This window comes from Shewanella eurypsychrophilus (assembly GCF_007004545.3).
Lineage (GTDB): Bacteria > Pseudomonadota > Gammaproteobacteria > Enterobacterales > Shewanellaceae > Shewanella > Shewanella eurypsychrophilus.
Genome location: NZ_CP045503.2, coordinates 4,709,891 through 4,734,431, shown reverse-complemented (window position 1 = coordinate 4,734,431; position 24,541 = coordinate 4,709,891). Strand labels below are relative to the sequence as shown.

25 protein-coding genes are annotated in these 24,541 nt (G+C 44.7%); 9 read left to right on the top strand and 16 right to left on the bottom strand.

Going from position 1 to position 24,541, the window contains the following annotated elements:
* Nucleotides 1-309 precede the first annotated feature (309 nt).
* The 6 genes from FM038_RS20260 (at nucleotide 310) to FM038_RS20235 (ending at nucleotide 5,983) form a co-directional block, all read left to right on the top strand.
* Entirely contained in the window at nucleotides 310-1,938 is a 1,629-nt protein-coding gene (locus FM038_RS20260; RefSeq protein WP_142871468.1) for a DUF1254 domain-containing protein, read from the top strand.
* A 243-nt stretch (nucleotides 1,939-2,181) separates the two neighbouring features.
* Nucleotides 2,182-2,619, top strand: coding sequence for a hypothetical protein (locus FM038_RS20255; protein ID WP_142871469.1), 438 nt, complete (start codon nucleotides 2,182-2,184; stop codon nucleotides 2,617-2,619).
* Nucleotides 2,620-2,775: 156 nt separating this feature from the next.
* Nucleotides 2,776-3,768: a zinc metalloprotease gene (locus FM038_RS20250; protein WP_223292923.1), complete on the top strand. Its 993-nt coding sequence runs from the start codon at nucleotides 2,776-2,778 to the stop codon at nucleotides 3,766-3,768.
* Between the two features lie 16 nt (nucleotides 3,769-3,784).
* Nucleotides 3,785-4,201: a hypothetical protein gene (locus FM038_RS20245; protein ID WP_142871470.1), complete on the top strand. Its 417-nt coding sequence runs from the start codon at nucleotides 3,785-3,787 to the stop codon at nucleotides 4,199-4,201.
* 214 nt (nucleotides 4,202-4,415) lie between these two features.
* Nucleotides 4,416-4,757: a Fis family transcriptional regulator gene (locus FM038_RS20240; protein ID WP_142871471.1), complete on the top strand. Its 342-nt coding sequence runs from the start codon at nucleotides 4,416-4,418 to the stop codon at nucleotides 4,755-4,757.
* 599 nt (nucleotides 4,758-5,356) lie between these two features.
* Nucleotides 5,357-5,983 (top strand): hypothetical protein, encoded by a 627-nt coding sequence (locus tag FM038_RS20235; protein WP_142871472.1) that lies wholly within the window; start codon nucleotides 5,357-5,359, stop codon nucleotides 5,981-5,983.
* Between the two features lie 559 nt (nucleotides 5,984-6,542).
* Here FM038_RS20235 and FM038_RS20230 read toward each other — a convergent pair.
* The 3 genes from FM038_RS20230 to FM038_RS20220 all read right to left on the bottom strand — a co-directional run bounded on the left by FM038_RS20230 (nucleotide 6,543) and on the right by FM038_RS20220 (nucleotide 9,449).
* Nucleotides 6,543-7,082, bottom strand: coding sequence for a DUF924 family protein (locus tag FM038_RS20230; RefSeq protein WP_142871679.1), 540 nt, complete (start codon nucleotides 7,080-7,082; stop codon nucleotides 6,543-6,545).
* 92 nt (nucleotides 7,083-7,174) lie between these two features.
* A complete protein-coding gene (locus tag FM038_RS20225; protein ID WP_142871473.1) occupies nucleotides 7,175-8,722 on the bottom strand; it encodes a PH domain-containing protein in 1,548 nt (515 codons plus the stop codon).
* 1 nt (nucleotide 8,723) lies between these two features.
* The gene (locus FM038_RS20220; protein WP_142871474.1) at nucleotides 8,724-9,449 is read right to left on the bottom strand and encodes a PH domain-containing protein; all 726 of its coding nucleotides are present in this window, start codon (nucleotides 9,447-9,449) and stop codon (nucleotides 8,724-8,726) included.
* A 196-nt stretch (nucleotides 9,450-9,645) separates the two neighbouring features.
* Here FM038_RS20220 and FM038_RS20215 point away from each other — a divergent pair, with 196 nt between their 5' ends.
* Both FM038_RS20215 and FM038_RS20210 read left to right on the top strand, forming a co-directional pair.
* Complete coding sequence (locus tag FM038_RS20215) at nucleotides 9,646-9,939, top strand: winged helix-turn-helix domain-containing protein (protein ID WP_142871475.1); 294 nt, start codon at nucleotides 9,646-9,648, stop codon at nucleotides 9,937-9,939.
* A gap of 212 nt (nucleotides 9,940-10,151) precedes the next feature.
* Entirely contained in the window at nucleotides 10,152-11,042 is an 891-nt protein-coding gene (locus tag FM038_RS20210) for an ion transporter (protein ID WP_142871476.1), read from the top strand.
* Nucleotides 11,043-11,120: 78 nt separating this feature from the next.
* Here the strand turns inward: FM038_RS20210 and FM038_RS20205 are convergent, their stop codons facing one another.
* From FM038_RS20205 to FM038_RS20165, 9 genes are all read right to left on the bottom strand, one after another.
* Nucleotides 11,121-12,380, bottom strand: a complete 1,260-nt coding sequence (locus tag FM038_RS20205) for a RidA family protein (protein WP_142871477.1) — start codon at nucleotides 12,378-12,380, stop codon at nucleotides 11,121-11,123.
* 145 nt (nucleotides 12,381-12,525) lie between these two features.
* On the bottom strand, nucleotides 12,526-13,149 hold the full coding sequence (gene ureG / locus FM038_RS20200) for an urease accessory protein UreG (RefSeq protein WP_142871478.1): 624 nt from the start codon (nucleotides 13,147-13,149) through the stop codon (nucleotides 12,526-12,528).
* A 127-nt stretch (nucleotides 13,150-13,276) separates the two neighbouring features.
* Nucleotides 13,277-13,960 carry an urease accessory protein UreF gene (locus tag FM038_RS20195; RefSeq protein ID WP_142871479.1) on the bottom strand — a complete coding sequence of 228 codons (684 nt, stop codon included), beginning with the start codon at nucleotides 13,958-13,960 and terminating at the stop codon, nucleotides 13,277-13,279.
* Between the two features lie 3 nt (nucleotides 13,961-13,963).
* Nucleotides 13,964-14,518: an urease accessory protein UreE gene (gene ureE, locus FM038_RS20190; RefSeq protein WP_142871480.1), complete on the bottom strand. Its 555-nt coding sequence runs from the start codon at nucleotides 14,516-14,518 to the stop codon at nucleotides 13,964-13,966.
* Nucleotides 14,519-14,574: 56 nt separating this feature from the next.
* Complete coding sequence (ureC, locus tag FM038_RS20185) at nucleotides 14,575-16,278, bottom strand: urease subunit alpha (protein ID WP_142871481.1); 1,704 nt, start codon at nucleotides 16,276-16,278, stop codon at nucleotides 14,575-14,577.
* 2 nt (nucleotides 16,279-16,280) lie between these two features.
* On the bottom strand, nucleotides 16,281-16,598 hold the full coding sequence (locus FM038_RS20180) for an urease subunit beta (RefSeq protein ID WP_142871482.1): 318 nt from the start codon (nucleotides 16,596-16,598) through the stop codon (nucleotides 16,281-16,283).
* A 50-nt stretch (nucleotides 16,599-16,648) separates the two neighbouring features.
* Nucleotides 16,649-16,951: an urease subunit gamma gene (gene ureA / locus FM038_RS20175; RefSeq protein ID WP_142871483.1), complete on the bottom strand. Its 303-nt coding sequence runs from the start codon at nucleotides 16,949-16,951 to the stop codon at nucleotides 16,649-16,651.
* A gap of 85 nt (nucleotides 16,952-17,036) precedes the next feature.
* Complete coding sequence (locus tag FM038_RS20170) at nucleotides 17,037-17,954, bottom strand: urease accessory protein UreD (protein ID WP_142871484.1); 918 nt, start codon at nucleotides 17,952-17,954, stop codon at nucleotides 17,037-17,039.
* Nucleotides 17,955-18,199: 245 nt separating this feature from the next.
* On the bottom strand, nucleotides 18,200-18,370 hold the full coding sequence (locus FM038_RS20165) for a hypothetical protein (protein ID WP_185965718.1): 171 nt from the start codon (nucleotides 18,368-18,370) through the stop codon (nucleotides 18,200-18,202).
* Nucleotides 18,371-18,626: 256 nt separating this feature from the next.
* Between FM038_RS20165 and FM038_RS20160 the strand changes: the two genes are divergently transcribed.
* Nucleotides 18,627-18,779 (top strand): hypothetical protein, encoded by a 153-nt coding sequence (locus tag FM038_RS20160; RefSeq protein ID WP_185965719.1) that lies wholly within the window; start codon nucleotides 18,627-18,629, stop codon nucleotides 18,777-18,779.
* Between the two features lie 167 nt (nucleotides 18,780-18,946).
* On the opposite strand, the gene FM038_RS20155 is transcribed toward FM038_RS20160, so the two are convergent.
* The 4 genes from FM038_RS20155 to FM038_RS20140 all read right to left on the bottom strand — a co-directional run bounded on the left by FM038_RS20155 (nucleotide 18,947) and on the right by FM038_RS20140 (nucleotide 24,488).
* Nucleotides 18,947-19,153: a cold-shock protein gene (locus FM038_RS20155; protein ID WP_142871485.1), complete on the bottom strand. Its 207-nt coding sequence runs from the start codon at nucleotides 19,151-19,153 to the stop codon at nucleotides 18,947-18,949.
* Nucleotides 19,154-19,660: 507 nt separating this feature from the next.
* A complete protein-coding gene (cobN, locus tag FM038_RS20150) occupies nucleotides 19,661-23,596 on the bottom strand; it encodes a cobaltochelatase subunit CobN (RefSeq protein WP_142871486.1) in 3,936 nt (1,311 codons plus the stop codon).
* Nucleotides 23,596-23,985, bottom strand: coding sequence for a DUF2149 domain-containing protein (locus FM038_RS20145; RefSeq protein WP_142871487.1), 390 nt, complete (start codon nucleotides 23,983-23,985; stop codon nucleotides 23,596-23,598). Before FM038_RS20145 ends, cobN begins: the two co-directional genes overlap by 1 nt.
* Nucleotides 23,985-24,488, bottom strand: coding sequence for a MotA/TolQ/ExbB proton channel family protein (locus tag FM038_RS20140; protein ID WP_223292922.1), 504 nt, complete (start codon nucleotides 24,486-24,488; stop codon nucleotides 23,985-23,987). Before FM038_RS20140 ends, FM038_RS20145 begins: the two co-directional genes overlap by 1 nt.
* Nucleotides 24,489-24,541 lie beyond the last annotated feature (53 nt).

Sequence of the window (24,541 nt, the reverse complement as noted above, 5' to 3'; positions counted from 1 at the left end):
GGATTATTTGAATTATCTAGCATCTCCCTTAGAGCTTGTGTAGTATGTTTGCAAAGTTTTCGTAACGTTCCATTAACTGAACTTTCTTTAGGGATGAAGTAAAAGATATGACGCCGTATCTACTCATTTTCTCCCAAAGCACCTTCATAGATAGCCCATATTTAGCCGTTTTAGATTATACGGACATTCAATTGGGTTTCACTTTTAGGAACAGTAAGTTTCATTGGTCGATGTTTTCGAGAACATGGTTTATTCGTAAACTACAGAAAATGTTCCAAGCCAATGACCGTATGTAAACGGAGAAGTAATATGATAAATAGCCCCAAACTGCTTGTTAAAGCCGCACTCCTGAGTAGCTGTATCATTTCGGCCTTGTCAGGCGTGGCCATTGCCAGCTCATCGGATAAAGATGTCACTCCAGGGTTTAACCAGAAGATCCCTGAAGAGATCATGACACCAAACAGGGTTGAGACTCGTATCGGTGAGCTTAATTTTTATGATGGCATCCCAACCGATGAGACCTTAACTAAGGTTTACGATAACTTGGACTTTGTCCGTGGTATCGATGTGTTCCTTAACTTTATTCCCGCAACTTCGGTTGAGGGTATTCGATTAGGTTTTAAATCGCTCGGTGTTGAAGATTCTAATGAGGTGCTTGTCTTTGATAACCTTATGGACTCAAACCCGCTGTTCTTAACTGGAAATACAGATACCGTCTACGCAGGCGCCATGCTAGATCTTGAGAAAGATGGCGTCACTGTGGTTGAGATCCCCGCAGGTGCAGGCCCTGGTACATTAAACGATGCCTTCTTCCGCTTCGTTGTCGATATGGGGGCACCGGGTCCCGATGCTAAAAAGGGCGGCATGTACGTGATTCTTCCACCGGATTACCAGGGGGATCTTAAACCTACCAAGAATGGTATGGCTGATCGCGGCAGCGATACCCGCGCCACTATCATGGTGGGCGATAAAGAGCAGAAGGTGTGGATTGCTCAATCAAAGAGTTACAACAACTGGCTGATTTTGAGAGGCTTCCTTAAAGATGGTAAGCCAGATCACGCATCGAACATGTGGCGTACAGGTCTTAAGATTTACCCACTAGCCGATGCTAAGAATCCCAAGAAGATGGAGTTCACTAACGGCTCAGGTAAGTACTTCAACACGGTTCACGCTAATGACTACAAGTTTTATGAAGAGCTTTGGCATGTGATCCAAAAAGAGCCGGTGTCATTTATTGATCCAGAACTTCGTGGTCAAGCAGCCGCAATCGGCATAGAGAAGGGCAAGCCTTTCGAACCCGATGCTCGTATGAAGGCTATCTTAAAAGATGCCGTTGCTGTGGGTAATGCCACCGCGCGCAGTATCGCCTTTAAGACCCGCGACAAGAGCGCTTATATGTTTGAAGGTAAGCAGTGGTTTACTGGCTTTATCGGCCGAGATTATCGCTGGTTAAAAGATGGTGGTAACGGCGGACGTAACATGGACGCCCGTACCTTGTTCTTCTATCTAGCGACGGTAAATACCCCTGCGATGGCACTACAAGTGCCGGGCGTAGGCTCAAACTATGCGATGACAACAGGTGATAGCAAGGGAGAGATCCTCTACGGTGAGAAGAATTACAAGGTGACGCTACCAGCCGATGCACCAGCGAAAGACTTCTGGTCTATGGTGGCTTACGACCCGCAAACGCGTTCAGAGCTTCAAGTTCCAGGCGGGTCTAAATACCCAAGCAAGAACAACAAGCGTGATGAGCTAATTTACAATGATGATGGCTCAGTCACTTTGTACTTCGGCCCAGATGCACCAAAGGGGCTTGAGGCTAACTGGACTGAGACCACACCGGGTAAAGCCTGGTTTGCCATGCTACGCCTCTATGGCCCGCTACAGCCTTGGTTTGATAAGGTTTGGCAGCCAAGTGACTTTGAGCTTGTGAAGTAATAGGTTTCTGTAAGAGCCACTCTCTGTCAGAATCGCTCTGAGTCAGTTCTAATAGAGAAAGAAAAGCCTCGCTATAACAGCGAGGCTTTTTTATATCTATCAGGTGATTATGAAACGGCTATAACTTTTGCTGCTATAGGAAAAATCTGTCATAAGAAATTGCTCTATCTATCCCTCTTTAGCTCCTTCTAAATCGTGTCGATACCCTGTTTATCGGGATCGATATCGGCGTGGAGGCGCTTTGTGAAGATGGATATGCTGGTGAACCTCTATCGGGCCATATCATTTCCTGAGAGGGAGCGTATCGATATTCAGGCAGACTTTACTATCGAGGAAGCTGGCGGTAGGTTAGCTGCCGATATTGTGACTATCTCCGACGCAGCGACTAGATATCAGTTAGATAAAAAAGCACTGGATAGTGTTCTAGGCGGGCTGTTACATAGCAAAAATAAAAATATCTATGAGTTATCAGTTGCCAATGAAGATGAAGGTTTATCTGTCATTGAAAAGCAGATAGAGCGAATAAAAGAGGAGTTAGAGAGGCTCAAGCTAGAGCTGAGGGCCATCAGTGGTGATAACTCACAAAACGCTAAACTTGAGCGCAAAATAATTCAAGAGCAGATGATGCTCTTAACGGTCGAGATGATGAGCTTACTTGAGCGAAAGATGAATAGTGCTTAGTAATAATGCTAGATAGTAAGTAATGCTAAGTAGTAAAAAGTCGTATCCAGTATCGAGAAAATATTGTGGGTGTAGGTTATAATTTAATCAGTATGGATGCTTGAACATAATCATAAATGATGAAGAAGGTGACTCACCTTCTTGGAGGTTGTTGAGATGTTTCGGTTACTTTTAATAACGGTATGCTTGCTACTTATAGCTATTCCTCAATCCATGGCCAATGGGCCAAATCCAGATGAAAACGGCTGGGATCATGCCAACCCTAATGCGGCATTTTGGCGTTGTGCTACACGAACGCCAACTGAAATTGAAATCGGAAAAGTTAATAAAAGGCTCAATGCTTTTAAGAAGCCAGATAAACCTGGTAATGGTAATGGTAATGGTAATGGTAATGGTAATGGTAATGGTGGAGGTAATGGTGGAGGGGGCGGTGATACCCCTCCACCTGTAAACTCGAGGGTCTTTAATGTTCATTTCCATGTGATTGTTAATGGCAGTGATGGTGTGTTATCAGAAGCAGAAATTGATAGTCAAATAGATATATTGAACGACTCTTTTTCTGGTATGACTGGTGGTGTTACAACCGATATAAGCTTCCAGCGGGTGGGGTATCAAATTATAGATGTATCAACTGATGATTATCCTGAGTCTTGGTTCACCGCTGGGCCTGGTACAGTTGCTGAAGCGAACATGAAAGCTGCACTTCGAGTTGGTTTGGCGAATGATCTGAATGTATACACTAACAACCCCGGAGGTGGCTATTTAGGATGGGCTACATTTCCTAACTATTATGAAAACTATCCAGATGATGATGGAGTTGTGATCCTATTTTCCACTCTACCAGGTGGTGATGCTGTTCCATATAACGAGGGGGATACTTTAACTCATGAGGTAGGACACTGGCTTGGGCTTTACCATACTTTTCAAGGTGGGTGCGGAGGCTCTGGTGACTATGTTGAGGATACTCCCGCAGAGCGCTCACCTGCTTATGGATGTCCTGTAGGACGAAATAGCTGCAAAGGAAAAGGCGGTGCTGGAGATGATCCGATCACTAATTTTATGGATTACTCTGATGATTACTGTATGTGGGAGTTCACCCCTTGGCAATCGGTGCGAATGGACGAGATGAGCCAAGCCTACCGTGATTAACTAAAGAGATATAGGTATGTTCACTGGTAACAGTAGAGCTTGGCACAGAAGAGTTGTTATTCTTATCATTGTGATTGCTATAGCTTCTCTTTCTATGAACTTAAGCGCAGAAGGACGCCTTCGTCCTCCTGCTGACTTTGCCTGCGAGCCCAACCATATGACCTCCTGGACTGGCGAGCTTGTGTTTTACTGGCGAGACAGGCTACAACTTGGCTTCACTATCGATACCGATGACGGCACTCAAGAGTCATTGATCCTTCCCTATAGTCAGCATAACTTCCGTATCAATGGTGAAGAGTTTTTCTATGCCGACTGGTCTAAAGTCGAATCTGAGGTCGGGATTTTAAAACCGATGACACGGGCTAGGGTTTGGCTGTGTGATAACGATGGCAATGCAACCTTGATTGACTGGCAGATCAGCCAGTATATTTGATTTTTTATGCCCCGTTGGCTAACTGCTAATGAAGCCTAGTAGCATTATTATTTGGTTCATTTTTCTAGTTTTAAAATCAACCTCATCTTTCTGTTAAGCCATGCTAGTGGTTAATATTGTGTGTTTAGATCTAGCTAAAAAATGTTTTTTTTCTTACTCTTTAGCGCTGAGTTAGCCTTAGTGCTAAAGCGTATGGAACGGATTATAGGTAGCTATGAGAAAGTCAGATAAGAAGATAGAGAACAGTTTGAGGGTGTCTTTGACTCAAGTGTGTGAGCAGGCGTTGGAACAGGTAGAGGGTTTCGAGTGGATCACCCATCTGGTGAATTATGATAACTTCCCTCAATCACTGAAAATCATCTGTGTGTTCGATACCAATGAACACTTGTCTGCTGCAACAGTCAATAAACAAGATGTTCATCTCATTAAGCTCATTCAAAAAGCGTTATCTCAAGCCTCAATTAAGGTTAATGATCTATCCGCTAAAGTTAGCTTCGATACAGAAGAGAACTGTAGTTTGCAAAATGATGGCAAGTGGAATATTAGATTAGGCTAGCTTCGAATGAAGCTTGATTACATTGTTTGGTTTAGCTTCCGGCAAAGTTTTAATTGAGAAGTTATTTGAAATTCATAGCTTCAATTTAACCTAACGCCTGTCCGGCGAGGAATGTGCAGATACTTCTGCGAGACGCCGCTAGCACTTCCCTGTGGGCTCTGCGATTTCATCCCTGAAATCGAAGCTCGCAGCCGCATCTACACCGGATTTATCTAAAAGCAGAGTAGTTTCTCGATTTCGGCTCATTTGAGAAATGAATCTGACTATCTTGCCTTTACCTTCGTGATTTTCGTGTAGCGCTTCGTGGTTATAAAAATATCTATGGCTGTTATTGTTGGCTAATCCATAAATGACACTTACAGGTTGCTTTCAAGAAGGATCAAATATCAATGCGTACTTTATTGATTTAGGTTACTTATTTTCCACTTTCACTTTGGTAGAGTACTTATTGAATCATTGCAGCCATTTGCTAAGAGCTAGCTAAGACCTAGATAATAGGTCATATTCATTTTGCCAAATACACCCGCAAGGCGTGCTTGAAAATGTTGGGACTACTGGCGTAACTCTCATATATTGCGAACAAAACTTAGAGTAATACAATGTCTACACGAGAAATTTTTTCCATCCTTATACTAATATTTATTACAGGTTTTATATCAAGCCAAGTGGTGGGTTCGAACTTGCCAGAGTTAACTGTTCCATTCATGGCTATGGTCGGTGGGTTTATAGCTGTTGCTTTAAATCGGTTAAAGCACCTCGATGATTTGAATTTAGCTAGGAAGAAAGATGCGGCTCTAGAGTATATAAAATATGTAAGTGAATATCGCTCTGCAATACTAAACGTTATTGATCAATCTGTAAGCAATGAAGTCTTTCACTCTCAGTTAATAGAAGCAACAAAAAATATGGTCGCCGCTTTAGATCAATTACATGTAGTATCTAATGATATAATTTCAAACAAAATTGAACTGAAAAATGCAGAAGTAGTTAGCTTAATGTCGGAGATACAAAAGAAATCTCAAGAGTACCCTAATGATAAAATATCATTAATTAAATGGTTTGTTGAAGCTGATTTTGGTTCAAGGTTAAACTTAATTCGTTATGAGATTATTGACCTTGTAAACTCTGAAATTGGTGACGGTAGTGGTACTAAACTTTTTAAGGAAGCTATTGTAGCTAATAATAAACACTTCAAACAGTTGTTTACGAACGCCTTTAAAAAATAATGCTAGCAAGTTTTTCAAACTGAACAAAGAGTTGGATTTATCTCGTTCCTCGTTAGTTTTTATAATAATTTTATAGCGTTTATCAAAGCGTTACTAATTGCACACCTTTCAAATGTTCATATGTAAATCTTTATGAGCTCAAGTATGTGTCCTATCAACTTTGAAACACTGTTTCTGTCTAAAGCCATGCTGTAAGCAGCAAGCTCTAATCGAAGAAGTAAGAACAGCCGATGCAGATGCGGCAGTGAGCTTCGATGACATGGATGTCATCGCAGAGACTACAGGGATTGTACTTGCGTCGTCTCACTGAAGTATCTGCATATAAGCCTGCTGCAAGCAATAAACATTAATGATGCTATGGTGCTGAGTAAACCTCCAAGTACCAAGGTTGTTAAATGAAACAACCTAAAAGCGATTTGAAACTTGCTAGCGAGTAAGTATTAAATAGTGTGTCACAGAAGTGTTTACATAGCCCTCGCCGGGCAGGCGTTAGATAACAATGAAGTTATGCTATCCAACAACCCACCAAATACAAAAAACCGCCAAATGAACCTAAAATTTAAAAACTTGAACCGGGCTGCGACAAAAAAACCAACTCCTCAGGCGTCGATTCTCGCCCAAGAATCCCATTCCTATGTGGGTAACGGCCGAATTGGTCGATGATTGCTTTATGCCTGCGCTCAAACTCTAAGTTTCCGGCTGCGGCTTCACGGCTAAACAGCACCATGGCGATTTCGTGGATCTTCTTCGACTCACTGTGCATGTAAGGCATAAACAAAAAGGGCACTTGCTTGGTCTTAAGTTCAGTGTCTGCGCCATGTGCCACGGCTTCTTGGGCCAGTGCTAACGCGAGTGGATCGGCTGAAAAGGCATCGGGTGTATCGCGGTAGATATTACGGCAAAACTGATCCAGTACGATAACTTCGGCCAAGCGCCCTTGAGGCGTTGTACGCCAGTGGTAGAGTTCACCCGCTTTAGCTTGTTCAACCAGAAGACCGAAACGTGTTTTGATTAATGCATCAAACTCGCTATCTTTTACCCACCAGAGTTTTGGCTCAATCTCATCAAACCAGAAGTTGATAATAGTTTCTGGTGTCATTAGCCTTGCTTGTTCAGTGCTGTTCAAGAGTATTATCCTTTTCAGTCTTAAGGTCCTAGCACCTAGGTTCTAGAACCTATTTACTTGTTAGTTTAAATCCAATTCTTTGGTGATCGTGCTGTAATGGATAGAGCACGTTCGGCAATCTCTCTTGCATCTTTAAGTGGCATGTAAGGGATCGTCTGAGTGCCACTGGCAAGCCCAAGTTCAAGCGTTGCTAAGCCCTTTCTACGTTGACCTTTGGTTTGGGTAATTGCCACATGTTGCACCTTTCTTAATGCGACTAAGTGCCAACTATGGCCAAGCATTCCAGTGTGGATCCAGCAGTCTGAACCTTCTAAGTAATAGCCCCATTGACGATACCTCAAATAGAGGCCCAAGGTAAAACAGAGGCCGATTAGCCACATGAGTTCGGTGATGGGGTTGAGCCCCATACCTATGGTGTTAACGAGAGGAACGATAAGTGGGGCAAGTGCCCGACGCCAATACCAGCCAAAATGAATAGGGTTAAATTGAGTCGGCAAGGCTGTCGTTTTAGCTTCGATACCATCCATATCAGTGAGCAGTTCAGCGACCGTCTTACGAGTCATACTCGGCACTAACATGTGCCGCTTGGCCTTTTGCTCCACCTCAGTGCCTTGCACTTGCTTAAAATAGACAGTCCATAGGTTTAACAGTCTGCCTATGACTGGCTGAGAAAATCGAATCACCTGAATTCGCTGCAGGGCTAAGGCGTCATTTTGTTTAGCGATAATGCCACCACTTCGGTGAAGCGTGTTGTTATCTCGGCTGAGGTGATAGGGGTAATACTTCAGTACTGAGGCCGTCATTGAGATCAAGGATAGCAACAAGTAGAAGCCTATCAGTAATAAGCTACCAAGGACTATCTGGTAAAGCACACTGACACTAATAACCTGCTCATACCATTGTAAAGATGAACGTACCATTGGCGTATCGGCGAGTTGTGACCAGTCTAATTGCCCTATGATAGGGCCAGCAATAATGGCAAACCAAAACAGGTTGTTTTGATATAAGCCAAAGAGTAGCAGTTGTTTGAAATCTTTACGGACTAAGCTTTCACTGCGTTTTTTAGCTTTTCTCTCTCTTTCGAAAGTGACGCCTTTCTCTAGCGTGCCATCTTCGGATTCTGGATCTGCGTCAGATGAGATAGGTGTTGGCAGTAATGGATTGACCAAATGCTGCTTAAGTTGAATAGCTTTACGGTAATTGACTGCGGCAAGCACGGCTTCGTCGTCTTTTGAACCCGCAGTTTCAACCACTAAGCTATACAAGCCAAGGGGCCTAAAATAGATGGGTTGTTCGAGGCGTACATTTTGAATCTTGCTCAGTGGGATCTCATGCGTTTTTTTAAATATCAGCCCCTGGCGTACCCCGAGTTTGTCATCAAATAATCGATAACGGAACATGGCCCACTGAATGATGGCATAGCAAAGCACGGCGAGCACCACGCCCACGGCGGCCACTATCACCCAAGGGGAACTAAAACCTTGCTGCCAACCCGTATAGACCACGGGGATCATGGCATAACCATTGCTGATCACTAAACGTATGGTATTTAGGGTGTAGCTGATGATTGACCAGGCTGAGAGCCCTGCCCATTGTGAAAACCTTGTCTGCATATCAGCGCTCACTTTCACTTGTTATTGGCGCTGACGTTTCAGGCTTGGCTTCTTGAGCCTGGGTAAAACTGGTCTCTTCAGAGGGTGTTAAAGCCTCCGGCAGTGACTCTTGTACTAACTGTGAGTTTGTTGTCTCGCTCGCGATCCCTGCCTTGGCTAGTAAGTGTTGTCTCAGTTTTTCGGCTGTGCGGCTTTCAAGTCCTGGTAGTTCGATTTCAGCGCTGCCACTGCCTGCACTGAAACACTTAAGGGTATGCAAACCAAATTTTCGCTCGATAGGTCCTTGAGACAAACTGATATGCTGTAATCGGGTATAAGGCAAGGAGATACGTTTAAACCAGATAACGCCTTTTTGCATCAATAACTCATTATCACAGACCCCGTAGCCGATGGATTTCGCGTGAGCATATCTAAAGTAGCTGATGGTGCTTAATACTAAGGCTAAGGCTGACAATATTGGTAGGGCGATGAGTAGTGGCACTGTCGCAACTAAAATAATAAAAAGTGACAGTAAGGTAAATAGCACCAATGAAGCTAAGATACTCTCGCCCATGACTTGAGTGTAATGACGTTCATCGACCAAGGTTAGCGGAATTTGATCGAAGCTAAGCCAGTCGCTTTCATCCTGCTTAGTATGTGAAAGGGCTGGTGGAAGTGTATGTGTATCTAGTTGTAAGTCTTCAGCTAAGTTTACAGGCTCTGTCATAGGCTTAATCGAATCTTCCATTGCTTATCATTTTCTTATATCCATTATATGACCACTATATCAGTATCTTGTTATCATTCTCTAGGCTGTGACATATTTCACAACACTTTAGCCAAGATATGTATTTCCCTGTGATTGGAATTATTAATAAATACTTGATTGTGATAGCTTATACTGATTGCTATTAATAAGAATATAAAACTATTTGGGCCTGAATGTGACAACTGAAGATGTTTCAAAACAGAAGAAAGCTTTCTTGCGTAAGCTGTATATCGCTCACGCTATCGATAGTGAACAGCATAACCTGCTTTCATTGAATAAATTAACGGGCATGCCACGTCGTACCTTGCAAGACTCGATAGCGGCTCTTAATGATATTGGTATTGAGTGCCATTTCATTCAGGATGGTGAGCGTAATAATTCTGGTTATTACAAGATCAGTACCTGGGGGCCTATAAACTCAGCCTGGGTAGATACACACCTACAAACGATCACCGAGCTGCTTAAATGAGATAGCGATGTGCCTAGGTTCTAGGATCTAGTGCCTAGGATCTTTTCTTTAATGCTCTCTTAAGTAATCACTGATATGCTCCGCCGGCTGCGACTGTGGCCAAACACTCCCTGATTCCTGTATCTACAGAACAATTCCAGAGTCATCCCCCACATTTTTTGTCGCACAGTGAACGCGCAGTTAAACAGTCATATATTTCATAGGAGAAAGCCGTGTTGGCTAACGTTTCTGGTTTACAGAACAAACTAAAACTTATTGATAACAGTAAAGCGTTTCAGGGCTTTGTTATCTTTGTCATTATTGTTTCGGCCTTGTCGATTGGTGCGCATACTTATCATCTACCAAACTGGATCGAGAATAGCTTACTCGTGCTGGATATCGGTATTACTGTCTTCTTTGCCATAGAGATTGTGATCCGCTTTTTAGCTAGTGATGGGCCGAAGAAGTTCTTTAGCAATGGCTGGAATATTTTCGATACGCTGATCGTGATAGGCAGTTTGATCCCGGCTGGTGGCGCAGGAATTCTCATTGCTCGCCTATTGAGGATCTTCCGCGTACTGCGATTAGTTTCGATGATCCCTGAGCTGCGAATGCTGGTCAACGCGCTATTAAAAGCCATTCCACGCATGGGCTATATCGCCTTGTTGATGTTCGTTATCTTCTATATATACGGTGCAATTGGCAGCATGCTGTTTGCCCATATTAATGATTTCCTCTGGGGTGATGTATCGGTAGCCATGTTGACCCTGTTTAGGGTTTCAACCTTCGAGTCATGGACCTCTGTGATGTATGAAACCATGGCGGTTTATCCACTGAGCTGGATCTATTATTTAAGTTTTATCTTTCTGACAGCTTTCGTGTTTTTGAACATGATGGTCGGTGCGGTATTAGATGTGATGACTCAGGAAACTGCAGCGATGCGAGCCGAGGAAGAAGCTGAGAAGGCCAAAAACCTGGCGCCTTTACTCGAGCCTTTAGAAGTAGCAGATGATAAACCAGCTAGCGCCGCCGATGTGGCGGAGCTTAAGGCACAGATAGCTGAGCTTAAAGGTATGCTAATTAAAACTGCGCAAAGTACGCAAGCGGAGCAGAAGGTAGGATAAGTTTAATAGAAAAGCTCCTAAGATCTAGATCCTAGGAGCTTGCTTCCTTTTAATAAGTTAGCAGCTTTCAGCTATAAGTCAGAGCGATAAGCTGGATGCGGTTTCTAACTGTGGAGGCGTGCCTTCACAGTTAGAAACCACAGCATCGATTTGCACCAAGGCACCCATAGGGATCGCCGCAACACCTATGCTTGTTCTTGCTGGAAGGTCGCTTTTAAAGAATGTGCAGTAAACTTGGTTTACAGCATCAAGATCTGCGATATCTTTTACTTGGATATTCACTTTAACGATATCGTCCATCACGTGATCGACACTTTCCACAATGGCCTTAATATTGTTTAGACATTGTTCTGTCTGCGCTTTTACGCCACCCGCTACCATCTCAGTGGTTTTTGGATCTACAGGCAGTTGACCTGAAATATGATTGTAATGAGAAAAAGCAACGGTGTGCGAGTATGGCATTTTGGGGGCACTGTCGGTATTGCTTGCTTCTATAACAATTAGAGCTGTGTCTTCAGGTGCTTGTGGCGGCGTACCATCTCCGTGTGACACCACAGTATCAATTTGCACTAAAGCTCCCATAGCTAAATCGGCTGCGTTAACAAAGGTTCGTGTTGGCACATAGTCTGGGAAGAAGGTTTGGCAAACTTCATTTACGGCTTCAATATTCGAGATATCTTTAAGGAATATCGTGGTTTTAACGACATCGTCCATCACGTGGTCGATACTGTTTAAAATAGCTTTGATGTTATTTAAGCACTGTGTTGTCTGCTCTTTTATACCTCCCTTGACTATTTCACCTGTTTTCGAGTCGATAGGCAGTTGAGACGACAGGTTGTTGTAATGAGAAAAAGCCACTGTTTGTGAATACAGACCCTGTGGTGCATTTTCGGTATTTCTTGATACCTTGATCAGTTCACACGGTGCTTGTGGTGCTGTGCCTTCACCGTTTGAAATAAGTGCATCCATTTGTACCAAAGCATCACTCATCGGCAAGGCGGCCACAGCAACGGTTGTTCGTGTAGGAAGCGCACCTTGGAAGAATGAGGAATAAACATCGTTTATGGCGTCAATATCAGCGATATGTTTCACGAAGATATTGATTTTAACCACATCGTCCATCACGTGGTCGATGCTTTCTACAATGGCTTTTATATTGATTAAACACTGCTTTGCCTGAACAGTGACATTGCCAACGACAATCTCATCAGTTTTAGGATTGACAGGCAACTGAGCTGAAATATTGTTGTAATGAGAAAAGGCGACAGTTTGTGTAGATACAGAGCTTGTTGGTGCATTAGCTGTGTTTCTTGAAACTTTGATGATGTCGTTACTCATATTGATTTTTACCTCTTTGATATAGTGTTTATTTAGATGTTAGTTTGATGGTGATAGAGATGGATCTGCAGCTTGCAATATCACCAATATTCAAATAAAGCTTGATGCTTTATAAGCTTTTACCTTTTGTTAGCAGCTAAAGCTGTTAAACATTTAACATGCCTGCAGTTTCGATAAAGGTGATGATCTCTGGTACACCCTTGCCGGTTTTCATATTGGTAAATATGTATGGCTTTTCAGGACGCATACGCTTGGTGTCTTGATCCATTACTACGAGTGACGCACCAACGTAAGGTGCCAGATCGATCTTGTTGATGATCAACAAGTCTGAGCGTGTGATCCCTGGGCCCCCTTTACGTGGGATCTTCTCGCCTTCAGCGACGTCAATTACGTAAATCGTTAGATCGGCAAGTTCTGGGCTAAAGGTTGCGCTTAGGTTATCTCCACCACTTTCAACGAATACCAGGTCCAAATTCTTATGACGTTTGGCTAGCTCCTCAACCGCGGCTAAGTTCATTGAGGCATCTTCACGAATAGCGGTATGTGGGCAACCACCCGTTTCAACGCCGATAATCCGATCAGCGTCTAGCGCTTCAGCACGGGTTAAAATCTTGGCATCCTCTTGGGTGTAAATGTCATTAGTGACAACCGCAATCTGATACTTATCACGTAGCGCCTTACACAGCACCTCTAAAAGTGCAGTTTTACCCGAGCCAACAGGTCCACCGACGCCTATACGCAGCGGTTGCTTATAATCTACTTCAGTCATTATTTATTCCTAATTACGACAAAGGCTCATGTTGAGACTGTGCCCAAAGTGTTATCAGCTCCCGTGGCCGCAAGCTGTATTTAGTTTGATTTATCTATCTATTTATTTATTGATTGCTGCTGTGAAGCTAAGAGCGAAATAGCCGAGTATATTGATGCTCATGACGACAACTGGCCATCACTTGAGCAGGGGTGAAACTGCCAATATCTTCATCTGTCATCTGCAGTGCTTTCTCTACCGCAGTAGGGATACTCTCGGCTAACGACATTAAGAGTTGCTGACCATCACTCTGTCCTAATGGGACTAACTTGATCCCAACAACAACAGCATTTTCAAGCCAGCTCCACAGATAACCGCCGAGTGCTTTATCTAAGGGGATTTGCCATTCATTAATCCCTAAAGCAAAAGCCGCCAGTTGAGTGGTTTTCACCATATCTGTTAGCGCTGGGGTCAGCTCTATCCCGAGCTTTGGCAGCAAGCGCACAAAGGCGATACCACGTTGATGCTCCTCCAGCCGTAACTCCTTGGTCTCACGACTCGCGGCAAGATAATTACACCAAGCTTGCGCTTGAACATAATCCGCAGCGGCCAAATAACCTTGGATACGCACTAATATGGGTAATTCAAGGCTCGTTAGGCTCTCTAACATCTGGCTTTTAAGCCAATCTTCCAATGCTTTTGGCGTGGTTACCCAACCCTTTTCAATTGCCCACTCTAAGCCTTGAGAGTAGGTAAAACCGCCAACAGGCAGTGAGGGGCTAATGAGCTGATAGAGCCGCAACTCTGGCAACATGTTTTGAACGCTGTACATAGATTAGTGCTCATGCTTATGTGAGTCGTCATCAGAGTGAACAGGCTGGTGGGCATAACTATGATCATGGCTATGCTCACTGCCTGCTTTTTCTAGACTAGAGTCATAGCTTTCACCGTGTGAGTGGCCACCTGTGGTGCCGCCGTATGCGCCCGGTTCAGGCTGAAATGCTGCATGCTCAACAGTCACTTGTAATCCAAGGCCAATAAGCATCTCGTCTAAAACATAATCATGCTGAAATCGACACCACCCCGCTTCAACTTGCAATGGCACATGCCGATTACCTAAGTGATAGCAACCTTTAGCAAAAAGGGTTGGATCGTCACTGCGTGCGGTAGAAACTTGTTCCTTTGCTGCAACAACTTCAACCACAAAACCGTCATCGGTTGATAATAAAGACCCATGATGCAAAATATGTCCTCGAGGAAGTAGTAAGCCGGTATCACGGCCATCTTCAAGCACTGCACGTAAACGGCTTTTAGTGCGTTGCACCATAGTCAAACAAATCCTTGCGTCCACGTGAGACGCTTCAGTGAGTATCTGAGTTAACTTAATCATTTTTATCTCTTTAATAAGCCGACTGAGTTTTATTGAATAATCAATCGGCGTGTGTTTTAAAATAGGAAGTAACGCTGGGCCATTGGCAGCTCGGCTAACGGTTCACAGACCAAGGGCATGCCATCGGCTTTAACCACATAAGTTTGTGAATCGAGTTCTATCTCTGGGGTGTAGCTGTTATGGATCATGTCTTTCTTACGAATATCACGGCAACCCTTCACCTCTCCGATAAGATGAGTCAGCTTAAGCTTTTCTGGGATGCCCGCTTCGAGTGCCGCCTTAGATAGAAAGGTCATTGAAGTGGCAGCCCGTGCTTTACCCGTAGCCGCATACATGGGGCGATAATGCACAGGTTGCGGTGTCGGAATCGCACCATTGATATCTCCCATTGGCGCATAAACAGCCAGACCACCTTTCAATATCAAAGTGGGTTTAACGCCAAAGAAGGCTGGGTCCCACAATACGATATCCGCCAGCTTACCCACTTCAATCGAACCCACTTCATGGCTAATGCCATGGGCTATTGCCGGGTTAATGGTGTACTTAGCCACGTAGCGTTTAAGACGAGTGTTATCACTGTGCTCAGAATCACCCTCGAGCGGTCCACGTTGTAACTTCATCTTGTGGGCACACTGCCAAGTTCGCATCGCCACTTCGGCAACACGTCCCATCGCTTGTGAATCAGAGCTCATCACAGATATTGCGCCTAAATCATGCAAGATATCCTCGGCAGCGATGGTTTCTCGGCGAATACGAGATTCTGCAAAGGCGACATCTTCGGCAATGGCAGGGTCTAAGTGATGGCAAACCATCAACATATCCAGATGCTCATCAACGGTGTTAATCGTGTATGGCATCGTCGGGTTAGTTGACGCCGGAATAATGTTGGCCTCACCCACAGATTTAATCACATCGGGTGCATGGCCGCCGCCAGCGCCTTCGGTGTGGAATACGTGAATAACACGGTCACCAATCGCTTTGGCAGTTGCTTCATAGAAGCCACCTTCATTTAGCGTATCGGAGTGAATCGCCACTTGTACGTCCATCTCCTCAGCCACTGTCATGCAGATATCGATAGCAGCAGGCGTTGCGCCCCAATCTTCATGGATCTTGAGCCCAATCGCGCCCGCTGCTATCTGTTCGCGAATCGCATCTGGGTTACTGACGGTTCCTTTACCAAATAAGCCGACATTAATCGGTAACTCATCCGCAGCCTCTAACATGCGGTGCATGTTCCAAATTCCCGGCGTCACGGTCGTTGCTGTCGAGCCAGCAACTGGGCCGGTGCCTCCTCCGATGAAGGTGGTGGTTCCCGCACATAAGGCTTCTTCAACCTGTTGTGGACAGATAAAATGCACGTGTGTATCAATCGCCCCAGCGGTAATAATCTTACCTTCGCCCGCTATCGCCTCTGTACCAGCACCAATGATAATATCGACATTTGGCTGCACATCGGGATTTCCCGCCTTACCAATACCGCTAATACGGCCATTCTTAATACCTATATCGGCTTTGACTATGCCCCAATGATCGAGAATTAGTGCATTGGTTATCACGGCGTCGACGCAATCTTGACTTAACGCTTGGCTTTGACCCATGCCATCACGGATCACCTTACCGCCTCCAAACTTTACCTCTTCACCATAGGTGGTGAGGTCTTGCTCGACCTCTAGCATTAGCACGGTATCCGCTAAACGAACGCGGTCGCCAACTGTAGGGCCAAACATATCTGCATAGGCTTGTCTTGAGATCTTAGCCATGCTTACTCCTTAATTTTTCCCATCACTCGGCCATCAAAGCCTTGGATGATGCGATGGCCAGAAAAGGCGGTTAATTCAATAGTACGGCTCTGTCCAGGTTCAAATCGAACCGCCATTCCGGCTGGAATATCTAAACGAAAACCTAAGGTTTGCTCTCTATCGAAACTAAGAAACTCATTCACTTCATAAAAATGATAATGAGATCCTACCTGTATAGGCCTATCGCCAATATTTGCTACAGATAAGCTACATTTGTCGTAGCCTTGATTAAGCTCTATTTCGCCAAGAGCTTTATTTACAATGATTTCACCAGGGATCATGGTGTAGTCCTCAAACAACTTAATTTGTTTAGTGCCAATAACATCAGCTATTAAACAATAGGCTCGTGAATCGAAACTAACTTAGTTCCATCAGGGAAAGTGCATTCAACTTGGACGTTATGCACCATGTCGGCAATACCCTCCATCACCTGCTCAGCGGTTAAAACAGTGCGGCCATAATTCATTAAGTCAGCCACTGTACGGCCATCTCTTGCACCCTCCATGATGGCGCAACTGATCAGTGCTACCGCTTCGGGATAATTCAGCTTTAAGCCGCGACTTAATCGACGCTCAGCCACTAATCCAGCGGTAAACAGCATCAGCTTATCTTTCTCTCTTGGGGTTAATTCCATGACATGTTTCTCTTTTTAATCGCTCTGTTATTTCAATGACGAGCATGTTATTTGGTCTACCAATTTAGCTAAAATGAGCGTCGGGCTAGGTCGACCAGATCCTTGGTACCTCTGGATATTCTCCAAACCAGTGTTCTCGAACGCAGCGCCAGATCTGCACAAAGCTGGCCATCATAGGTTCTGTTTGTTGGCCCAAGGCGCGTACGACCATTAAGCTATCTTCTGCGGTGCTGGTTAATGACATAGCACTACTTGTCGACGAACTGCCGATCTCACTGGAACCGAGTAGAACATCGCCATTAAAGCGGCGTTGTTGCTCATCGATGACCCGGTTAATTTTGTCGATTAGCTCGGGTTCAATCGGGGTGATATAAAGGCTGCCGGTCATTGCAAAGTCTCGTAATGTTGCAGCTTGGTCGATGTTATTTTGTGCTTGAACCCGTAGGCTTTCAGCCAGCAATACTCGGTTATTTCGGCTAATAAAGGTTTGTCCTAATACTTGCCCTTTATCAAACCTCTCAGCCAACATCGGCCGACCAAAGCACTGTAGTTCCCAACCTATAAATCGAGCATCAGACGCTAGCTCAATTTGAGTCAGTAATTTACAGTTAGCCCCAGCAAAGAAAATATTCTCCATAGGTAGCCATTCAAGCAAGCCCCCTTTAGCAACCTTTAACACTTGGCTTTGCCATGCTTGTTCGCCATTGCTGCGGTAAAATTTTGTCGCCCCCGGCGTGGTCAATAGGGCGTGTGATTGAGGGCCAACATCAATATTAAAACTGAGCTGATCGCCTCCCACTACGCCGCCAGGAGGGTGCAATAGATAGGTATGGCAAGCTGAACCCTCAGGGAAAAAGGTTTTTTGTACGGTTAAGGGGCCAAGTTGATGACGCTCTAAAAGGCGAGTTTTTTCACGCTTGATACCATATGTAAGGCTCAACTCTGCACGCCAGCCAAAATGAGACTCAGGGCGTTTAAAATAAACACTCTCGGGAATATTCATCAATGAAACTTATCCAAATATAGATGGCTATCTAGACAGCCTAAAAATCACATACAGTTCAAATAGCTATGTAGATTAAATAAACGGTCTCAAAAAACACGCGCAACTAGGCTGTTCAGTCAATACAGGATTGATGAAATTTTAGACTTAATCTAAATGTGTAGCCGCGACAAGTTACAAACGATTCAATGAAGGATCGGCTGCGAGCGCTTTTTAAAACCTAATAAATAGCTGGTGATGAATAGTTAGCGTTTAGAACGGATCCATGCAGCGCCACAAGCGACGATAATGGCCAATAAGATAAGTGGTGCAACATCAGACAAGTGATGGAATAAACCAATAGAACCGTGACCTGGGTGTGCCCATGAAACAGAAGGGATCAATAGCATGATCAATGTAGGAAGAAGCTTCTTCATTGTGTGTATCCTGAAATAAATTGTGGTAAGCAGTGCGAAGGAAAGAACATTCCTTCTGAGAAGATCGCATAGTATGCCTTTTTGAATAAAAAACAGTGATGAATATCACTAATTGAGTGATAAGTTTCAACTATTTCAGCTTAAATGTACGTCGTGCTTTGATATCTCATCATGATGACATTAGGTCACTCACGCAAGGCCTTCGCCGAAGTCGATAGCGACAAATAAAGGTAAGGTTTTTAATGGCTTCTAAGGGATGACGTCTCTGTGTGTGCCGATAGAACATGATGAATCTGCGAGTGCAGCCGATGTGGCGGAGCTTAAGGCACAGATAGCTGAGCTTAAAGGTATGCTAATGCAAAGTGTACAAAGTGTACAAAGTGTACAAAGTGTACAAAAGGCTGGCTAGGCTTAATAAAAAAGTTCCTAGGATCTAGACCCTAGGAACTCGTTTTCAGCGTTTTAACTACGCTGTTTACTGGTTAGCTAAGCGGATATGAGATAACGCCTGCTTGTGCAGCAAGTCCAGACCAGCGTAATTTTGCTGAGCGATTAGCAGGTCTGGTATTGTTTGCCTTATAGAGGGCGAACGTTATTGGCGCAAGGACCTTTTTGACCCTGACCTACTTCGAACTCAACAGCCTGACCGTCATTCAATGTAGCGTATTGACCACCCGCTTGAATTTCAGAATGATGAACAAACAGATCTTTACTACCGTCTTCAGGTGTAATAAATCCGAAGCCTTTATCTGCATTAAACCACTTAACAGTACCTTTACTCATAATGTGCTCTTTATCGTATGGTGAAGAATATAATCTGTTTTCGCTATCACCATGACAAAAACAGATCTTGAATTTAATTGAAATTATAACTATAAAAGTTCAAGAAAAGAAGGTCTCGTTTAACGGATTGCTTCGAAGCTCACTTACAGTGTTAGGGAAGCATTGCTTCCTTTACTTGAAGTCAAGTGAGCCTTTTAAAAAGCGAAGCTTTACGAGCCTTAGGATGTCTCCTCAAACTAGGATGAGTATATTACGTTTTCTAAGACGTTTGGTCTATTTATTCCTTCCCTCCTTTTTTCCCACTGAGTGGCACTGCAGAAGCTTGTTTTTAGTCATGATATAAGGCAGAACAAGAGTGCTGACTCGAAAGTGGTTAATAAAAAAGCCACTCTATTTAAGAGTGGCTAGATGATCATGCTGAGCTAGGAGCTAGGAGCTAGGAGCTAGGAGCTAGGAGCTAGGAGCTAGGAGCTAGGAGCTAGGAGCTAGGCAGCTAGGAGCTAGGAGCTAGGCAGCCTTGCGTCTTGACACCTGCTCATAGCCGGTGCGGATAAAGCCGGTGAAGAAGATAAATAGGATTAGATACCAGAGGCGGTAATCTTGCTCTATCTCTTGAATCTCTTCGTTGACCTGCTCAAGCTTCTGCCCTGAAACCTGCTGAGTAGCCCCTTTAGGTGGTACAGCGCTGGTTTCAGGTGCCGCTTGTGGCTGAGTGCTGGCAATCAAGGCTAAACCAAAACCAACTGCTTTATCATTGGCATAATCGGTGAAGGCTTTATTGCTGGTGACAACATCGTGCTGGTTAGCAATTTCTGTGTAGGTCTCAACCATCTTCTTGATGGTTTCAGCATCCGCTTCCCAGTAACCTTTACGTACAGCTTCAAGCATACGCTCGATGATCTGCGCTAGGGCTTCAGGGTTAGCATTTTCGAAGAACTCTCGCATCTGCATATCGTACTTATCATCGACATAGACATCGAAGAACTCTTTCCAATGATCGTCACGAATCGCTTCGGGCGTCATGACTTCCCAGCCCCACATGTTGTTCATTCTATCTAACATCACAGTGGCGCCAGCATAGCCTGAATCCTGCATCGCCTTGATCCAGCGAGGGTGGAAGTAGCGGCTACGCATCTCTTGGTTGATAAACTCACCCATGGTCTGACTCTTAAGCTGATCTTTACGTCTAAGGTTAGAAACGTACATCTCAGGCGTCTTACCGTCTAAGTGACGAACAGCAAGGCCGATACCGCCAAAGTATTGGAAGGGATCATCATTGGTCATCAGGGCGTAGAGGTTGGTCGAGCGAGAGAAGATCACCCCATCGGTACCCGATAGTACTTTTGAATAAAGTCCTGTATCGCCGACATTTTCACTCCAGCGACTCTCATCTTTACCAAAGGCATAGCCCATGCGATCAAGGTAGAGGTTGGCGAGTTTGCTGTCATCTTCCCAGGTATCAGACGCTAAACTGCTGCCTGCAAGACCTGTACCATAGTTACCCGTCTCATTAGAGAAAATACGGATAGAAGATAGATAGTCTGCATCTTCCTCTGATTTACCTTCCTCGATTAGCGTTTTCTTGAGGGCATTGGCATGACGGTAGACGAAGTTGTTTTCCTCCTTCATCTTAGCCACCTTATCGATTGCCTCGGCAAGGAACAGCATCACATTAGGGAAGGCGTCACGATAGAGCCCGGTTGCTGAGATCACCACATCGATACGTGGGCGCTTAAGCTCTGAGACTGGGATAATCTCCGTATCGACGACATCACCGCGCTCATCCCATTTAGGCTTTAGACCCATGGCATGGAGGATCTGCGCTTCAAGGGCACCGTGATGACGCATGGTTTCTAGTGACCACAGTGAGAAGGCCAGCTTCTTTGGATAGGTACCATGTTTAGCCACGTAATCATTGATGGTTTGATCCATCAAGGTGACACCCGCATCATAGGCTTCTTTAGACGGTACTTTTGCTGGGTTAAAGCCAATAAGGTTGCGACCAGTGGGAACCGCATCTGGGTTACGGATTGGATCGCCACCATAACTCACCGGAATATAGCTACCCGATAGTGCTGCAAGCAGGTTGTCTATCTCGGCAATATCTTGGAAGTTATCCCAAAATTTCTGCGCTTCCTCAAGCTTAGGTGTTAACGCTTCAGGAATATCCTTAAGTGGCTGCTTTTCGATAAAGGCTTTAAGTAGCGCAAAACCTTCTAGTGCCTCAAGCTTGACCACCTCGCGCTCATCTTTGCGATTATCGACGGCAATGGCTAAGCCATGCTCTAGCTCATAATCTGAGGCTAGAGTGACATATTCTTCACCCAGCATCTGCAGCATAGTGCTGTAAAGGTGTGTCTGCTCTGGTAGTAGACCGAAGATATGCACCCCAAGCGGCTGGCTTAGTTGTGCCAGTTGGTTGAGTTGATCTTGTATCTTGACCACATAGGTATCGAAGTCAGCCGCTAAATCTTCGGGTGTGATCGATAGATCTTTAAGGATATTGAGTGTGCTTGCCGCCTTAATGATATTTTCGCGGGTGTTCTCTTTAGTTCGCCCCTCCTCTAGCGTCATAAAGTTTGAAATTAGGTCATTAAGCTTAGCGACCTCAGTATAGAGTCCCGCTTTTGCAAAACCTGGGGTCAGGTGGCTGATCATCGTCGCGCGGCCGCGGCGCTTAGCTTGCATCGCCTCACCGACGTTATCGATAATGTAGGGATAGAATACTGGGATATTGCCAACTGCTAAGCTTGGGGCATCATAGACGGATAGGCCACGTTCTTTACCCGTTAACCACTCTTGTGAGCCATGGGTACCAAGATGAATATAGGCATCGGCACCAAACACTTCACGGGTGTAGAGATACAGTGCTAAGTAGCTGTGGTTAATTGGTGTCTTGGTGCTGTGATAAAGTGCTGCATGCTCATCAATGGTCTCGCCGCGCATCCCTTGTGGCAATACAATCATGTTACCAAGGTTCATACGAGGAATGACAAATGCGGGTTTACCGTCATTATCGGCCAGAAGCTTGCTCTCTTCAGGTTTCCCCCAGCGGGCGATAATCGGATCTTTGACCGATGCTGGTAGCTGATTAAACCACTCAAGGTAGGTATCCAGTGGTAGGTAATCGGCAAGGTCTTGCTCAATTAAACCTGAGGTATCTTCGTTGCGGTAGTAAGGGCGCAGCAATTTACCGGCACTGTCGATGATCTCTTGTGCCTCTTTAAGCTCAATCTTGTAGCCTTGAGCCTTCATTGCCTTGGCGATCTGCTCGATAGAGGAGGGCACATCTAGAAAGGCGGCGCCGATATTTTTCTCACCCGGAGGGTAGTTCCAGATAAAGGTGGCAACCTTCTTATCTGCGTTAGCAATCTTGCTTAGACTTGCATGGTTATAGGCTCGCTCAACCAGGGCATTCATCTGCGCAGGCATGGCTTTTTTTACCCCTTTATCGCTCGCGGCGATAACGATGGGATCTGTGCTACCTGTATCTTCAGGCATAACAAGGAAGAAGGGAGTCAGCGCTGCTGAAACACCAGTATGATCAGCTTCAAATTCTGCTGCATCACCATCACTGTAGTTAAGTGCATGGATCACGGGGACGCCAATTTCAGTAAATTCGCTACGTCTTTTTTCTACATAGTGCAGCGAGCGATAGTTGATCATCAGATCGATACGGGCGATGTCATTGCTGTCCATCAGCAGTTCTGGATAGGTCAGAGACTCATCATTACCTTCGAAGAATACGCCGAAAGCGCGTGCGCCTTTTGCTTCAAGGTCGTTAATTATCTGATCAACAATCTGTTGCTGCTCATAGTCGATAACCGATCTGTGCATAGCTACGGCAATAACAGGCTGTTTTTCTTGATGGTTAGGTGAAAGCCATTGATAGAAAGCGGTCTCGTCATTGGTGACAAGGTCGGGGAAGTTAGGATGGTAAAGGCCGACATTTGGCACGATGACAGGTGCAGCGGCTTGATTTTCTGAAAGTTTAAATACCTTGTTAGAGAGGTAAATCATCATATTTTGATAGTTTTTACGCCCCGCATTGTTGAAGTATTTCCCTAGCTGCTCTTTATCTGAATCGCTAATGCCTTGGTTCATTTTACCATTGTTAAGATCGCCCAGAGAGAGCACTGCAACATTTGGGGCCATAACTAAGTTGGGCTCAAATTGCTTGAACATATACTTAGACAGCGCAGGGTTGATGCCATCGAGTAAGATGAGATCGGCTTTAGACCAAACGGCAAGTACCTCCTCGTCACTCTTACCTTTTGTACTGAATACTTCGAGTGTAAAAGGTTGAGATTTTGCTAGGTCTTCGAGCAGTGCACCTTTAGATTTTGATGCATGACCCGACATCATCAGCAGGACTTCTGGCGGCTCTTTACTCAATGCTGTTGGGGATAGCACCAGTAACATACAGAGCAGAATTATTCGCATTACAATTTTTCCTTAGTAGCTTGAACAGGCGTTTGGCTAGAGGCTTGTGAGACATTTTTACTTGAGTTTGATTGCTGCTCGCCTGCTTCAGGAACATAAACAAAGCTACCATCAGCCATCTTGTAAGCAACACCAGCACGCATACCTTCACCCGAGCCAATTGACCCGGTCGATTTGTATTTTTTTATCTCTTTCCCCTCTTTGACGATCACTTCCATGTTGGGCTTACCGGCATTTTTCACCACGGTGACATCATCGGCAGAGTAGATATTCATCGGGTTTTGAGCGATTGAAATCAGTAGCGCCGCGATGATCACCAGAAAGACATCAATCAAGTTAACGGCGCTGACAATAGGGTTGAGTTCCTCATCTTCATCGAGAAATCGCATTAAGCCTCTCCCTTGATTTTACGGATGTTGATCAATTCGTGGGCGAACCAGCGCTTCTTAACTGATGCTGGCCAGAAGGTGATAGTTGAGATAACGAGTCCCCAAATCACCGCTGCAAAAGCCACGATAAGGTTTTCACTGATGCCTTGGATATTGCCATCGCCTAATGCTTTTAGCGCGGGTCCCATTGGGATCATGGTGGCGATGAGTCCAAGCATGGGGGCGATACGCGTCACAATGCGCAGGCTTTCTAGCTTCTTCAAGGCAAACACTTCCATCTCATCTTCAGAGGCATCAGGATTGCTGGCAAAGAAATTGTGTATCGGGTAACCGGCTAACCATTGTGATTGTTTACTTTTTATCTGAGCCTGATATTCGGAGTTATTCTTTTTTCTGACTAAATAGAGAGACAGGAATCGGCCCAGTGCATAAATGGCATAGATAAATAGTAAAACTATGATGATTAGAACTGGGGTCATAAGCATGGCGGATACGTTTGCCATTAAAGATTCGATCTGTTGAATATTCACGGTATTAGGTCTCAGGTTTGTAAAGA

Excerpts from the sequence above, each read along its gene's own strand:
- FM038_RS20205 (WP_142871477.1), bottom strand. The coding sequence starts at position 12,380 with ATGAGTAACGACATCATCAAAGTTTCAAGAAACACAGCTAATGCACCA.
- ureG (WP_142871478.1), bottom strand. The coding sequence starts at position 13,149 with ATGACTGAAGTAGATTATAAGCAACCGCTGCGTATAGGCGTCGGTGGA.
- FM038_RS20230 (WP_142871679.1), bottom strand. The coding sequence starts at position 7,082 with ATGACACCAGAAACTATTATCAACTTCTGGTTTGATGAGATTGAGCCA.
- FM038_RS20195 (WP_142871479.1), bottom strand. The coding sequence starts at position 13,960 with ATGTACAGCGTTCAAAACATGTTGCCAGAGTTGCGGCTCTATCAGCTC.
- FM038_RS20165 (WP_185965718.1), bottom strand. The coding sequence starts at position 18,370 with ATGAAGAAGCTTCTTCCTACATTGATCATGCTATTGATCCCTTCTGTT.
- FM038_RS20145 (WP_142871487.1), bottom strand. The coding sequence starts at position 23,985 with ATGCGATTTCTCGATGAAGATGAGGAACTCAACCCTATTGTCAGCGCC.
- FM038_RS20240 (WP_142871471.1), top strand. The coding sequence starts at position 4,416 with ATGAGAAAGTCAGATAAGAAGATAGAGAACAGTTTGAGGGTGTCTTTG.
- cobN (WP_142871486.1), bottom strand. The coding sequence starts at position 23,596 with ATGCGAATAATTCTGCTCTGTATGTTACTGGTGCTATCCCCAACAGCA.
- ureC (WP_142871481.1), bottom strand. The coding sequence starts at position 16,278 with ATGGCTAAGATCTCAAGACAAGCCTATGCAGATATGTTTGGCCCTACA.
- FM038_RS20155 (WP_142871485.1), bottom strand. The coding sequence starts at position 19,153 with ATGAGTAAAGGTACTGTTAAGTGGTTTAATGCAGATAAAGGCTTCGGA.
- FM038_RS20245 (WP_142871470.1), top strand. The coding sequence starts at position 3,785 with ATGTTCACTGGTAACAGTAGAGCTTGGCACAGAAGAGTTGTTATTCTT.
- FM038_RS20180 (WP_142871482.1), bottom strand. The coding sequence starts at position 16,598 with ATGATCCCTGGTGAAATCATTGTAAATAAAGCTCTTGGCGAAATAGAG.
- FM038_RS20170 (WP_142871484.1), bottom strand. The coding sequence starts at position 17,954 with ATGAATATTCCCGAGAGTGTTTATTTTAAACGCCCTGAGTCTCATTTT.
- FM038_RS20260 (WP_142871468.1), top strand. The coding sequence starts at position 310 with ATGATAAATAGCCCCAAACTGCTTGTTAAAGCCGCACTCCTGAGTAGC.
- ureE (WP_142871480.1), bottom strand. The coding sequence starts at position 14,518 with ATGATTAAGTTAACTCAGATACTCACTGAAGCGTCTCACGTGGACGCA.
- ureA (WP_142871483.1), bottom strand. The coding sequence starts at position 16,951 with ATGGAATTAACCCCAAGAGAGAAAGATAAGCTGATGCTGTTTACCGCT.
- FM038_RS20160 (WP_185965719.1), top strand. The coding sequence starts at position 18,627 with ATGACGTCTCTGTGTGTGCCGATAGAACATGATGAATCTGCGAGTGCA.
- FM038_RS20220 (WP_142871474.1), bottom strand. The coding sequence starts at position 9,449 with ATGGAAGATTCGATTAAGCCTATGACAGAGCCTGTAAACTTAGCTGAA.
- FM038_RS20140 (WP_223292922.1), bottom strand. The coding sequence starts at position 24,488 with ATGGCAAACGTATCCGCCATGCTTATGACCCCAGTTCTAATCATCATA.
- FM038_RS20250 (WP_223292923.1), top strand. The coding sequence starts at position 2,776 with ATGTTTCGGTTACTTTTAATAACGGTATGCTTGCTACTTATAGCTATT.
- FM038_RS20235 (WP_142871472.1), top strand. The coding sequence starts at position 5,357 with ATGTCTACACGAGAAATTTTTTCCATCCTTATACTAATATTTATTACA.
- FM038_RS20225 (WP_142871473.1), bottom strand. The coding sequence starts at position 8,722 with ATGCAGACAAGGTTTTCACAATGGGCAGGGCTCTCAGCCTGGTCAATC.